The 15,627-nt window shown below is 53.3% G+C and carries 2 protein-coding genes (1 of these 2 running past the window's edge); both read right to left on the bottom strand.

What is annotated here, in order from left to right; genetic code table 11:
- On the bottom strand, positions 1-2,605 hold the 5' portion of the coding sequence (locus tag PRUB_RS22515; RefSeq protein WP_010387356.1) for a non-ribosomal peptide synthetase. It extends 920 nt beyond the left edge of the window; the window shows 2,605 of its 3,525 coding nt (coding positions 1-2,605); its start codon is at positions 2,603-2,605; its stop codon lies beyond the left edge, outside the window.
- Entirely contained in the window at positions 2,605-15,627 is a 13,023-nt protein-coding gene (locus PRUB_RS22510; protein WP_198452413.1) for a non-ribosomal peptide synthetase, read from the bottom strand. Before PRUB_RS22510 ends, PRUB_RS22515 begins: the two co-directional genes overlap by 1 nt.

Genomic DNA, 15,627 nt, shown 5'->3' with positions numbered 1-15,627 from the left:
CACTGGTGTTTTTCAATGGTTTACCTATGGTGACTTTCTGTCCGGGGCGTAACTCTGCCCAGGTCGCACAGATAGAGATCTCAGTCGGGCCGTAGGCGTTGACCATCCGATACGCGCCGCCCCACTGTTCAACCACTTCCTGATCGCAGGCCTCACCACCGACTGCCAGCGCTTTAAGCGCCAAATCATTACGAAACTCCATCATGGCCAGGAAAGCCGGTGGCAATAACACATGGGTAATGGCTTCGCTGTGCAACAGCTGACCTATGCTCTCCGGAGACAGACGCTGAACACTGTCGGCAATCACCAACGTAGCGCCGCTCAGCAGTGCCATTACGTACTCCCAGGTGCCAGCATCAAAACTCATAGATGCAAAGTGCAGTACTTTGCTTTGTCCGTCCACTTTCAGGTAATGGCGGTGGTTAAACGCGATATTCACTATCCCTTTGTGTTCAAGCAACACGCCCTTTGGCTTGCCGGTTGAACCCGAGGTGTAAATGGCATAGGCCAGGTTCGAAGATGTCAGGCCTGCTACCAGCTCACCTGGATTGTGGGTAGCATAATCAACAAATGTCTGCACCACTTGCTCATTACCCAGGCCATCAATGCAGATACTGTGGTAATCGGTTAAGTCCAGCTGCTCAATAATAAAATGTGTAGAGAGGATAATTTTAACGCCGGAGTTTTCCATCATGTAAGTTACGCGCTGACGCGGGTAAGCCGGATCCAACGGCACATAGGCTGCACCGGCTTTAAGAATAGCCAGTGTCCCGATGATCATTTCCAGCGAGCGCTCAACACATAAGCCGATAAAGGTATCCGGCGTTACCTGATATTCACGGATCAGGAAGTGTGCCAGCTGGTTGGCACGCTCATTCAGTTCACGATAAGTCAGTTGTTTGTTGCCAAACTTAACGGCAAGCTGATCTGGGGTTTGCAGCGCTTGTTCTTCAAACACCTGATGAATGCACTTATCGACCGGATAATCCGCCGCATTGTTATTCAGGCCGTCGATCAAATAGGATTCCAGCTTGTCGCCCAGAATAGACAGTCGATTTAATGGCAAGGTACGACGCGCCTGCGGCGACATATCCGCCAGCGCGATCAAGGCATTATTAAAGTGCTCACTGAGCTGCTCAACAAATTCAGCATCAAACAAAGCCACATCATAGTTCCAGACAGTCTCAATCTGCTTGTCGCTGATATTCAGCGCAATTTCCAAATCAAATTTAATCGCCGGATGGCTGCCTTCCAGCGGCGACAGGCTCAGGTCAGGCAGTGCCATCAGGGCCGACTCATCGTTGCCGTCAGTAAACTTATCATTGGTGGTCAGCATGACTTGCACCAAAGGTGTGTATGATGAAGTGCGTGGCAAGTTCAGTGCATCAATTAACTGCTCAAAAGGCACATCCTGATTCACCTGCGCGTTCATATGCACCTGACGAACATGATTAAGATAGCCCTCCCATGTGCCATGGCGGGTATTCAGGCGCAAAGCCAGCGTATTGACGAAACACCCAATGAGCGGGCTGAGCGCCTCATCGGCACGATTTGCCACCGGCGTGCCAATGACAATATCTGACTGATTGCTATGACGGCTAAGTACCACACCCAGGACTGCATGCATCAGCATAAAGGGACTCAGCTGGGCCTGTCTGGCCACCTCGCCTAATTGCTGAGCCACATACGCAGGCAACGTGGCCGTGACATGTGCCCCCTGGGTCTGTTTTACTTCCGGGCGGTGATGCTGGGTTGGCAGGCTGTGTGTCAGCGGCGCATCTTCCAGTGTCTGCTTCCAGAATGTCAGCTGTTTCTCAAACTCACCGCCCTGCATTCTGTCTTTCTGCCAGACGGCAAAGTCAGCGTACTGTAGCTCCAGCTCAGGCAACGGGTTGGCCTGATCGGCAGCAAAAGCCCGGTACAAGGTCACAAACTCATTGATCAACACGTCCATTGACCAACCATCAGAAGCAATGTGATGCAGCGTCAGCAATAGTACGCCGCGCTGATCATGACCTGTTCCCTGCAGCTTCAGGTACTGTCCACGGATGGACAGCTGCTGAGTCAGATCAAATGGGCGTTGTGCTTCTTCAAGCAGACATTGAGACAATTGCGCCTGCTGCTGTTCGCCCTCACTGTCACTGAGGTCAACAAACCCCAGCGAAAAATCGTACTCAGGCAAAACATGCTGGCGTACTTCATCGTCCTGTTCACGATAGACAGTGCGCAAAATCTGATGACGCGACACTATGGTGCTCAGCACCTTTTCAACCAAAGTCAGCTCCAGTGCGCCTTCTACATTCAGCGCAACCGGCATGTTGTACTGACTCTGCCCGGATTGCATTTGTTCCAGCAACCAGAAACGCTGCTGAGTATAAGAGAGCACACAGCCATCCGGATACTGTCCGGGTTGCGGCCCCTGCGCATTGCCAGACGTCCCTTCTGCATGTGACAGAAATGCAATGATCTCTGCCTTATTTGCGATGATGTCCTGTTTCAGCGTGGCCGGAAATTCGCTCACCGTCAGGTCAAAATGTAGCGCGCCCTCTTTGGCATACAGATAAACCCCTTGATCTGCTGCCGATTTAACTAATTGTGCAATCATTATAGTGTTCCACTCATCATTACCGATTCATTGGCTTTTTTGTCTTCGAGATATTTTTGTGCCTGCTTGCTCTCAATTACCTTCGAAAGGACCGCTAATTCTGCAGCGTCGTAAATTTCCCGTAATGTCAGCTCGATTTCGAACTGGGTTTTAATTGCACCCGCCAGTTTGATCAGATAGAGCGAATGACCGCCCAACTCGAAGAAGTTGGCACTGGTACTGATCTGCTCGCTGTTAAGGTCGAGTAGTTCCGCCCAAATTGCCACCAGGGCATGCTCTGTCTCACTTTGCGGTGCAATGTATTCCTGACCTGCCAACATACCTTGCGGTGCTGGCAGGGCTTTTTTATCTATTTTTCCGTTTGGCGTCAGCGGCCACTCGTCTATCAACACGAACTGGCCTGGGATCATGTGCGCCGGTAAGTCGCCTTCCAGCGCGCTTTTCACGTCGCTTAACCAGGCTTGTTGCCGTGTCACATTATCGATTTCCTCTCTTGTCTCACATGTGAGACAAGGCTGTAGGTAGGCCACCAGATAATGTCCACCATCGCTGTGTTCGCGTGCCATCACCAGGGATGTCGCGACATCCGGGTGGGTATTAAGGCGATGCTCTATTTCCCCCAGCTCAATCCTGAAACCCCGGATCTTAACCTGGTCATCTATTCGTCCAATAAATTCAAAGTGACCATCTTCGCGATAACGCACCAAATCGCCGGTGCGGTACAAGCGCTTGCTGTTATTGACTCCCTCCGCTTCGTAGTAAGGGTTATCAATAAAGCGCTCGGCCGTCAGCTCAGGGCGATTTAAATAACCCCGTGCGACACCGGCACCACCCAGATAGAGCTCACCCACACTGCCGGTCGGTAACAGCTCCTGAGCACTCCCCAGCACATACGCCTGGCTATTGGCGATGACCCGGCCAATATCCGGCACCTGATCCAATGCGGTGGTAAAACGTGCCGCGGTTGAATAAGTGGTGTCTTCCGACGGACCATATAAGTTGCATACCGCCACACCCGGACAGGCCTCTAAAATCTGATTCACCTGCTGTGCAGTCAGCGGCTCACCTGCGAGGTTAATGACTTTCACCCCGTTAGGTACCGCGCCCACTTCCAGCAATGCCTTCATCGCCGATGGCACGGTATTGATCATGCTGATGTCTAACTGCTGCTCAGCGAGTGCCATGGCATTTTGTACAATCACGCTCTGATAGCCAAAGCACAGCGGCAAGAACAACTCGTAAATCGACAAGTCAAAATTCAGTGACGTCGAGGCCAGCACTTTGCCCAGTTCCGCGTCGCTGTAGGCTTGTTTCGCCCACTGCAACATTGCCACGGTATTGCTATGTTCAATCATCACGCCCTTCGGCTTGCCGGTCGACCCTGAGGTGTAAATCAGGTAAGCCAGACTCTGAGCCGACACGCCGGTTTCTGCCCGCGTTAAATTGTGCGCAGGATAAGCTGAAAATATGTCGTGATTATGTGACTCTGGTGTGTCCAGTAAAACGACGTTAGCATACCCCAGTGTTATCCCTTCTGCAACATTCTGTTGACTTAGCACCACATCTAAACGCGCATCCTCAACCAGGTAAGCCAGGCGCGATTGCGGGTAGTTGGGATCCAGCGGCACATAGGCACCACCGGCTTTGAGAATACCCCAAATCCCGATCACCATTTCCAGCGAGCGCTCGACACACAAGCCCACTAACGAATCCGGTCCGATATTGTGCTCCGCGCGCAGATAATGGGCCAATTGGTTAGCTCTGCTATTGAGCTCACCATAGCTCAGAGTCTGCTCACCAAAGCACAGCGCAATCTGCTCCGGCGTGGTAGCTGCCTGCTGCTCAAACAGTTCGTGAATACACAGCTCACGCGGATAATCCAGCGCAGTGTCATTCCAGTTATGTAGCTGCTGTTGGCGCTCCGCATCATCCAGCACACACAAACTCTGCACCGCAGTGCTGCTCTGGCTATCCAGTAAATCCAACACCTGAGTCAGGGTCACTTGCAGATACTGTGCAATGCGCGCCGCCGGGGCACGTTTATCTACCTGAAGCTCAAACCCAAAGCCATCGCCAAAGTCATCTACCGACAAGTTAAATGGATAGTTGGTCCGCTCCTCGGTGGCCAGCACGTTAAACCCGGCATCCTGCTCCAGCTGTGACTCCGCTACCGCTGAGTGACGATAGTTCAGCATCGCACTGAACAGGGGCAGCTGACCACTCACGCCGCTGCAACGCTGCGCCTCGGCCAGCGACACCTGCTCGTACGGCATCAAGGCACGCAGGTCATCATTAATCTGTGCCAGCAGGCTCATCGCATCCTGCTCACTCAGCGACACCCGCAGCGGCAGGGTGTTGATCATCATCCCCATCAGCTGGCTGCTCAGGCCATCGTCGCTCATACGGCCGGATAAGACAGTACCGAACACCACCTCCGACTGACCACTACACACCCCCAGTACTTTGGCCCAGACCAGATGGAACAGCGCCGCCGGGCTACTGTGATACTGACGAGTCAGGCGGCGAATACGCTGCGCCTGTGCGTCATCCAGCGTGACATGCACGGTCTCAATGCCCGAGCCGTCGTTTAGTACGTCTGTCAGACCATAAGGCAATGTTGGTTCGCTGACCTCACCCAGCATCTGAGTGAAAAAGGCCTCAGTATCCAGACTCGCTGTGCGTGCCAGTGTGCGACCGACAAATTCCCGGTAGGGCACCGGCTCAGCCAGGCTCGCTTCATTGCCGTGCAGCAGCGCCGTCAACTCATGCACCAGAATTTCCAGCGACACGTGATCTGAGATCAGGTGATGCTCACACAACAGCGCATAATGCTTACCCTGCGCGGCGTCTTCGCACACGCTCAGTTGCAGCAGCGGCGCATTTTCCAGCTCAATCCACAGCGGCTGTTCAGCCACATGTGCACTGAACGCGGCCCGGACATCCGCTTCCCCGCTGAAGTCCAGCTCAGTCACGGGCAGCGCTACCTCACGCTGTACCACCTGAAGTGCAGTGGTGCGGTTGCGCCACAGGATGGCGGTGCGCAGCACATCGTGGCGGGCAATCAGCGTATTCAGTGCCCACTTAAAGCGCTCAAGAGACTCGCGGCTGTCGAACTCAAACGTGGTGCTGGTAACATACGGGTCCTGCCCTTCACTCATGGTGTGTACAAACAGCACGCCTTCTTGCAGCGGTGCCAGCGGGTAGATGTCCTGAATATTGACCATGCCACCGGGAATAGTCTGGGCAATATCCGTAAGCTGTTGCTCATCCAGCTCAGTGAGCGTCACCATCTGTGGGGTGATTTTGCTGCAATCCGCCGGAATTAAATTGGCGGGCACACAACTTGATTCCTCACTCCCAAGTGCCCGAACCTGGCGCGCCATGTCCTGTAGCGTGTGTGCCCTGAACAGGGCCTGCACATCAGCCTGATACTGACGTGCCCGCAGCTGACTGACCAGCTGCATAATCAGCAATGAGTGGCCGCCCAGCGCGAAGAAATTAGCATGGACACCCACCTTATCGACGTCCAGCGACAACAGCGACGCGACGATGTCGACCACCATTTTCTCGGCGTCGGTTTGAGGTGCCTGATAAGGCTGCTCCACCGTTTTAGCCGGCAAAGCCAGCAATGCTCGCTTGTCCAGCTTGCCATTGGCCGTCAGCGGCCACTGATTAACAAAGCTATAGGCCGACGGCACCATGTAATCCGGCAGGTTGCCGCTCAAATGTTGTTGCAGTGCATCAATTAAGTCGTTGGTCTGCTCGCTCTCTGCCTTCACAAAAGCGCGGAGTACCTTACCACCTTGCTTACCGGCCTCGGCCAATACCACCGCAGACTCCACCTCTGCATAACTCATCAGCTGGGTTTCTATCTCACCCAGCTCGACCCGGAAACCTCGGATCTTGACCTGATCATCGCTGCGTCCGACAAACTCGATTTCGCCGTCTACACCGATACGCACTAAGTCACCGGTTTTATATAACCGCGCGCTCAGCGCCGGGTTGGCCGGATCACAATACGGGTTATCAATAAAGCGCTCAGCAGTGAGTTCGCTTTGATGCAGATAACCACTGGCCAGACACTGACCACTGACATACAGCTCGCCCACTACGCCCGGCGGGCATAATGTCAGCTGCTCGCTGAGTACCAGGGTCGCAGTATTGACATTGGCGCGGCCAATGGGCACCGCCCGCGGGTCATCGTACCCGCCACTGATAGCATAGCCGGATGCCGTGACTGTGGTCTCGGTCGGACCATAGGTATTAAGCAACTCAAAGCCTGGTTTAAGCGAGGCCACCGATTGTTTATCCAGCGCCTCACCGCCGACAATCACCAGTCGCAGTGCCAGGGATTCAAGCTCCGCTTCGCTCAGCGCCAGCATATGCCAGAACGCCGTGGGTAAGCTGGCCACGCTGATGGCATGGCTGTCGCAGAAGGCGATAAAGGCCTCGCGGCTCAGCGACACGTCTTCGTCGCGCAGCACCAGAGTAGCGCCCTGCGTCAACGTCGCCAGCCATTCCTCGACGAAAATATCGAAGTTCATGGTAGAGAACTGCAACACATTGTCAGCTTCGGTGATTTCGTAGCGCTGTTCACAGTTAGCGGCAAAATTAATCAGGTTATGATGGCTTATCATCACGCCTTTAGGATTACCGGTTGAGCCAGAGGTGTACATCACATAGGCCAGATTATCAGGGTTCAGGGTAACGTCCGGGTTGCTGACTGGATAGTTTGCAAACTGGCTGGCGTTATCCAGCAGCACAGCCGTGACGTTAAAGTCGCTCAGGATCCCGGCAACTTTTTGCTGAGTCAGCACCACAGACAAACCGGTGTCTTCAACCATGTACGCCAGACGTTCCTGCGGGTATTCGGGGTCCAGCGGCACATAGGCACCGCCTGCTTTGAGGATCGCCAGCACCGCCACCATCATCTCCAGCGAGCGGCCCACACACAGACCCACCAGGGTATCCGGGCCCACCTGATGCTCGGCGCGTAAATAATGGGCCAGCTGGTTGGCACGTTCGTTGAGCAGGTGATAGGTCAGGAAATCATCGTCATAGCTGACGGCAACACGACCCATAGTTTTAGCGGCCTGCTGCTCAAACAGCTGATATACCGAAGCTTGTGGTAAAGCCACAGCCGGTCCTTGCTGTGCACTCAGTAACGCCTGGCGTTGCTCGGCAGAGTAGGCCGTCCACTGTGCCGGTGATTCTTCGGAATCACGCATTGCGTGATGTAATAAATTATCGATGGCGGTATTCATCAGATCGGCCACCAGCGCCAGGGGAACGCGCGCATCAGCCTGGAAGTCGAGGGTAAACTCATCACCAAAGTCATTGACCGACAGATCCAGCGGATAGTTGCTGCGTTCGCGTACTGCAGCAATGTCGTAAAGACTGCTTTGTTGCTCATCGAGGTTTTCAGAATGGCGGAAATTCAGCGTGGTGCTGAACAAAGGCGAACTGGCATCAACCTGCGAGTGACGCTGCGCCTCGGCCAGTGCCACCTGCTCGTAAGGGATCAGCCCCTGCAGCTGATCATGTACCTGAGTCAGCAAGGCTCTGGCATCTAGATTGGCCAGCTGGACACGCACCGGTAAGGTATTGATCAGCATACCCAGCATGCGTTCTACACCGGCTTCACCACTCATACGCCCGGACAATACAGTGCCAAATACCACATCCTGCATATTACAGCAGTGACTCAGCACCTGTGCCCAGGCAGCATGGAACAACACTGCCGGACCCATTTGTAACTGCCGCGACAGCTGACGAATACGTTCACCCTGCTCTGGTGCCAGCGCATAGCTGAGTTCCTGCGAATTCGACCCATCGCCCAACGTATCTGCCAGACCAAAAGGTAGAGTTGGCGTATCAACATCTCCCAGGCGCGCCAAGAAAAATGCTGCGCTGTCGAGGGTGTTGGCAATGTGTTGTGATTTGGCAACGAACTCACGATACGGTACCTGAGGCGGCAAACTAGCCTGCTCGCCCGCTACACACATAGCCAGCTCTTCGAGGATCAATTCAACCGACACATGGTCAGTGATCAGGTGATGATGCTTAAACAAAGCATGCACTTTGCCACTCATCTCATCCCGAACAACCTGCATGCGTACCAGCGGTGCCTGCTCTACATCGATTTTGTGATTACCATGTTCAACAAACTCGTTAAATGCAGCCAGCACATCTTGTTCAGCACCAAAGTCCAGCCACTCAACCAGGCTGCCCACCTCGCGCTGTACCACCTGCACCGCCTGTTCACGGCCACGCCACAGGATCACGCTGCGCAAAATATCATGACGGGCAACCACCTGCTCCAGGGCCGCAACGAAAGTCCCAAACTTAACCTCATCTGCAAAGGTCAGTGCCGCAGAAATCACGTACGGGTCAAACTCCTGCTGTAAGGAGTGCGCAAATAAAATGCCTTCCTGTAACGGTGCCAACGGATAAATATCCTGAATGTTTGCCATGCCACCCGGCACCTGCTCAGACAAGGTATCGATATCGCTTTGGCTCAGGCTGATCAGAGGTAGCATCTCTGGAGTAATGGATGTCGTGTCAGCCGGTATCCCATTTTCGGGCACTTGCCAGCTGTGCTGTGCGTCAAGCGTACTCACCGTTGCAGCCATCTCGGCCAGCGTCTGGGCTTTAAAGATAGCCGCCGCTTCTGCTGTATAGCCGGCTTGTTTAAGGCGGGCATGGATCTTCATCACCAACAAGGAGTGGCCGCCCAGCTCAAAGAAGTTCGCGGTACGACTCACTTTGCTCGTTTCAATACCGAGTAGCTGTGACCAAATCTCACTCAGCAGGCATTCAATATCGCCCTGTGGCGCCTCGTACTGACCCTGTCCAGCGGACATATCAGGCTCAGGCAGCGCACGCTTATCAATTTTACCATTCGCATTCAAAGGCCACTGCGCCATTGCCACAAACGCGCCGGGGACCATATATGCCGGTAAACTGTCACCCAGCGCTTCACTTAACCAGTGGCTCAGCGTCTGACCTTCAGGCACCTGAACCGCAGGCTCAACATAGGCCACTATCATGGCATTATTACTGAGGTCTTTGCGGGCAACGACCAGCGCCTGCTCAACCTGTTCCAGCGCATTGAGTTTGTGCTCGATTTCACCCAGCTCGACGCGGAAACCGCGGATCTTTATCTGGTCATCCACCCTTCCGACATACACAATCCGGCCCTGCTCGTCATATCGCACCAAATCGCCAGTTCGATACAACAGCGAAGGCTGGCCCGGTTCAGTGGAAAATGAATTTGGGATGAATTTCTCAGTCGTCAAATCTGAACGATTCAGATAACCCAATGCCAACCCGGCACCACCGACATACAGCTCTCCTACGGCACCAACGGGCAAAAGCTGCTGTTGCTGCGAGAGAATAAAGCACTGATCACCACAGATGCCGGTTCCTATCGGTAATACGCCACTCGCCAGATCTTCACTGGTAAACGCGTGACAGGCAGTGAACGTGGTGTTTTCAGTCGGTCCATAGCCATTTACAAAAGTACAATGAGGGTTGGTCGCCATGGCGCGTTTAAGGCCATTTAGTCGGGCCGCCTCACCACCGGAGATCACGCATCTTAACGATGGTTGCTCAACTTGCGAGCGACTCCATTCATCAAACAGCCCGGTAGTCAGGAACATATCCGTGATCTGTTGCTCGAAGATTACCTCGTCCAAACGAGACACAGTTAAAAACTCGTCGGGGAACAGCACACAACGACCGCCATTGAGCAGTGGTCCCCATATTTCTATGGTCGCAGCATCAAATGCGATGTTGGCACACTGTAAGAAAGCAGTCTCATCACCAAGCTGTATAAAGTCAGGATTATCCACCAAACGCACCACCGCACGGTGTGGCGTCATAACCCCTTTAGGGTTACCCGTAGAGCCTGAGGTATAAATAATATAAGCAAGCGACTCAGGTGACTGAGTACCCGCAGCCACAGGATTGTCCGTCCCATAGTGCGCAAACCGGGCACTATCATTATCTACGGCCAACAAATGAGCATTGCTGAAAGCAAGTCGCTCACAGAGTGCCGATTCAGTCAGTACTATCTGAGCGCCACTGTCTGCCAGCATATATTCGAGACGGTTTTGCGGGTAATTTGGCTCCAGAGGCAGGTAAGCACCACCAGCTTTGAGAATAGCCAAAGTCGCGACAACCATGTGAACTGAGCGACCGATACACAAGCCCACTAAAGTGCCATCAGTCACACTATGTTGCTCACGTAAGTAATGTGCCAGCTGGTTTGCCTGCGCATTCAGCTCGCTATAGCTAAGTGTCTGCTCATTGAGTTGCAGCGCAATGGCGTCCGGCGTCGCTGCCGCCTGTGCTTCAAACATCTGTTGGATCTGCATGTCGCTGCGATACCAGGGCGCATTCGCCTGCCATTGCTCCAGCTGATGTTGCTGCGCTTGCTCAGGCAACACACTGTAAGACACAGGCTGATCCGGTGTTTCTGCTAATGCAGTCACCAGCTGCGTCAGTGCGTTAGTCAGATAAGCTGCAACCTGCTGTACATCGACCTGCTGATCGATTTGATATTCAAGCGAGAAACCTTGTCCCAGGTCATTTACTGACAAACCGAACGGATAGTTAGTACGCTCTTTGGCACTCAGCAAAGTCCACGCAGCATTGTCCTGCAGTACCTCAGTCACATCATCCTGCGTGGCAGAGTGACGGTAGTTTAGCATGGCGCTGAACAGCGTTGCGCCGCTGGCAAGACCACTGTACTTTTGTGCTTCGGCCAGCGATACCTGCTCATAGGGCAGCAATGCTTTGAGGCTTTGATCAACCCGCTTAAGTTGCGCCAGGACCGGAGCATCATCCAAAGACACGCGCAATGGCAGGGTGTTGATCATCATCCCCATCATGCTCTCAATGCCCGCCATGCCATTCATCCGACCTGACATAACACTGCCAAACACCACATCTTGCGTGCCACAACAGGCCGCTATCACCTGTGCCCAGGCCAGATGGAACAGCGCTGCCGGACTCAGTCTTTCACGCCGCGCCAGGGCACGAATAGCCTCACTCAGCTCAGCCGATAATGTGTCATGGTGATCAAGGATTGTCTCACCACTGCCCGTCACTTCACTCAGATCAAAAGGTAAGGTGGGGGTTTCTATGTCGCCCAGTTGCGCCGAGAAGAATCCGGCAACGTCCAGATTGCGGTTGTGCTCCAGAGTATGGGCAATAAAGGCGCGATAAGGTAAAGGCGCAGGCAGTGCACTATCTGGCTCATCACATAATTGCTGTAACTGAGAGACTAAAATATCCAGCGATACGTGGTCGGTCGTCAAGTGGTGGAAGGTCAGCAGCGCATAGTGCTTGCCCTGTTCGTCGACCTCCGTGATTGCCAGCTTGATCAAGGGCGCCGCTTCCAGATCTAAGGTGTGCGGATGCTCCGCCACGTAGGCTTCAAAAGCCGCTTTAACTGGTTGCTCAGTATCAAACACCAAGTGTGACACACTTAACTGTGCCTCACGCAGCACCACTTGCAGCGCCGTTTCGCGCTCACGCCACATCACCGCCGTGCGCAGCACATCGTGAGTCGCAACCATTTGTTGCAGTGCCTGCTGGAAATTCGCTAACTGCGCAGCCCCCTGAAACTCAAACGCCGCAGTCGTGACATAAGGGTCAGCATGGGTATTCAGAGTATGCACAAATAACACCCCTTCCTGCAGGGGCGCTAAAGGATAAATGTCAGCAATATTGCGATGCTCTCCCGGGATCTTTGCCGCTATTTCATCAATTTCCTGCTGATTCAGCTCGACCAGGTTGAGCATCTCAGGCGTCACCCGTGCACAGTCTGCCGGGATACCATTAACAGGCACACTAAAGGTTTGTGACTGTTTGCCTTGTTTATCGAGCAGCTCTGCCATCTCCCGAAGTGACACGGTAGCGAATAAATCGTGCACTCGTGCCTGCCAGCCCAGGCCCTGAAGCTGACTGGCCAGCTGCATCAGCAACAGTGAATGGCCACCAAGCTGGAAGAAGTTGGCCGTTGCGCTCACCTCTTCCACTTTGAGTAACTCAGACCACAAAGCAGCCAGCGCAACTTCCGTATCAGTTTGCGGTGCAAGATATTCTCCCTGCAAAGCAATGGTTGTGCTGGCCAGCAGGGCTTTCTTATCAATTTTGCCGTTCGGCGTCAGTGGCCACTGGGTCAGTAACGTGAAGTGCCCTGGCACCATGTGTGCAGGCAACTCCTGCTCAAGCGCTCGTTGCAGGGCAAAAACAAACTCAGCCTCATCCGAATCTGTCACTGGCTGCTCCGGGATCACACAGGCCAGCAGCTGATTGGTGCCGCCCTGACGCTTCGCCAGAACCACACAAGAATGTACCGCCGGCAGTTTATTCAGGCCATGCTCAATCTCACCCAGCTCGACACGGAAACCTCGCACCTTTACCTGATCGTCGGCGCGGCCAACAAACTCCAGCTCACCATTGGGTAAGTAACGCACCAGATCGCCACTGCGATACAAACGCGCTCCCGTCTGTGGATTTTGTTGATAATAAGGGTTGGCGACAAACTTATCCTGGCTCAACTCAGGACGATTCAGATAGCCCTGTGCCAGCCCGGCACCACCGATGTACAACTCACCAATAGAGCCAATTGGCAGCATCTTTTGATATTCATCCAGGACAAACAAAGACACATTGTCGAGCGCCTTACCGATGCGGATCGCATTGCCCGGCGACAGCTGGCACACCGTGGCACAGACCGACGCCTCGGACGGACCATACGCATTGTAGAAACCATAACGCGCAGACCATAAGTCCATCAGTTCCTGCTCGCACGCTTCACCCGCCACAATCAGACATTGCAGCGCATAGTCATCGCGGCATTCCATAGTCGCCAGAAATGCCGGTGGTAAAGTCACATGAGTGATCTGCTGCTGGACAAATAAATCGGCCACCTTTGCCGGCTCCAGACGCGCTTCATCGCTGCTGATCACCAAAGTCGCACCGTTTAGCAGTGCCATTACCCAGTCCCAGGTGCCCGCATCAAAACTGATTGAGGCGTAATGTAAGACCCGGCTTTGTGCTGTGATTGCGAATCTGTCTTGCTGATTTTGCGCCAGATTGACGATACCCTGATGAGTACACATCACGCCTTTCGGCTTGCCCGTCGAACCCGAGGTATAAATCAGGTAGGCCAGTTCATCGCTGTGTTGCTGTATCTCTAGGCTGAGGTTGCTCTCGCTAAACTGTGCCCATTCGCAGGCCTTTGGTTCAACAGCCAGATTATCCAGCAAGATCACTTTATCAGCAGCAAATGCCACCGATTCGCTGCAACGGGTATTGGTGAGGATCACGCTCACCGCAGAGTCTTCCATCATATAGGCAAGACGGTCTGCGGGATAGTTGGGGTCCAGTGGCACATACACCCCGCCCGCTTTCAACGTGGCAAGGATGGCTATCATCATCTCAAGTGAGCGATTAATGCAGACACCCAAATAGCTGCCCGGCATCACTCCTTGTTGCACCAGATAATGAGCCAGCTGATTGGCCCGTTCATTCAGCGCCTGATAGCTCAGTGAGATTTCTCCAAACACCAGGGCTGGCTGCTCAGGCGCCGCCGCAACTTGTTGCTCGAATACTTGCTGAATAGTGAGCTGGGATGCATAGTCAGTCTGGTTGCCGTTCCAATCAAACAGCTGCTGCTCAATTTCCTGCTCACTCGCCAGCGTATAATCGCCGATCAGCATGGTTGGATTCGATACCACGTCTGCAATCATAGTCGTCAGGCGGCTGACATGGCTATCTATTTCATCGTCATTAAAGAAGTTGCGATCAAAGTTAAACTCGACATGAACGTTATTAATATTATCATGGCTGCGCACATAAATAGACAAAGGGTATGAGCCAAATCCGCTGTTCAGTATCACCTTACGGCTAGACACTTCGCCGAACTGGGTATCCGAAGGGTGTTCTTCTACAGACAACTGAATATCGAACAGCTGGCCTTCGCCGTCATTCAGCGGTCTGAGATCGCGAATGATTTCGTGCAGCGGGTACTTTTGATATTTGTAGCTGCGTTTAAGCTCAGCCGCCACGGACTTAAAGGTATCAGCAAAGCTATCGGTACGAGAAAATGCCACACCAACGGGGATCACTGAGGCCATCATACCGATAGTCTGACGCAGCTTGGCTGAGCTGCGGTTGTGCACCGGCATACCGATGTGAACCAAGTCGCGCTTGTCGTTCATTTGTGAAAAATAGACAGCGATCAGAGTCGTGAAAAAGTGCGTGGCCGAGCAGCCATATCGTGCGGCAACGGCCCCTATCTGATTGTACTGTTGCTGCGTAAATTCGTATTCACGACGGGCGAATGGCTGATCATCAAACTGATTGGTTTTCTTCAGCAGCAGAGGATCCGGTAAGGTTGTAAACTTCTCCAGCCAAAAAGCCTGATCTTTTTCGAACCGGCTGCTCTGCCGGTAGGCCAGATCTTTTTCAATAAACTCGCTATATGACGGACGTTCAGGGACCTCTTTAAAAAAGCGACCTTGTCCATCCATTGCCAGATAGGTTTCGCTAAGGTATTCAAGGAATAAGCTGCCCGCTATGCCATCCACTATCAAATGGTGGAACACCATACACATGGCACTTTCCTGCTCAGAGATTTTTAACCAGTGAATACGCCATAAGCAGGGACCATGGATATCAAAGGCCGTAGACATTTGATTTTGACAGTAGTCAGCCGCACGCTGGTGCGCATCCGGGTAGTCACTCAGGTCTATACACTTCCAGTCCAGTTCCAGGTCATCATTGATAATTTGCCACGGCTGTGTGTCTTCCATTACCAAATTGATCCGATAGGCGTCGGTGTGTGCCACGACGTGATCCAGTGCATGTTTAAAACGTACCGGGTCCAGTGCCCCCGTTAACACAAACCGACCCCCAACGTTATACAGCGGGGACTCACTTTTGAATACTTGTTCCATCCAGACCGGTTGCTGGGATGATGTCAGGGGATAACGTCTATTACTCAT

This window comes from Pseudoalteromonas rubra (assembly GCF_000238295.3).
Lineage (GTDB): Bacteria > Pseudomonadota > Gammaproteobacteria > Enterobacterales > Alteromonadaceae > Pseudoalteromonas > Pseudoalteromonas rubra.
This window is presented reverse-complemented; position numbering and strand designations above follow the sequence as displayed.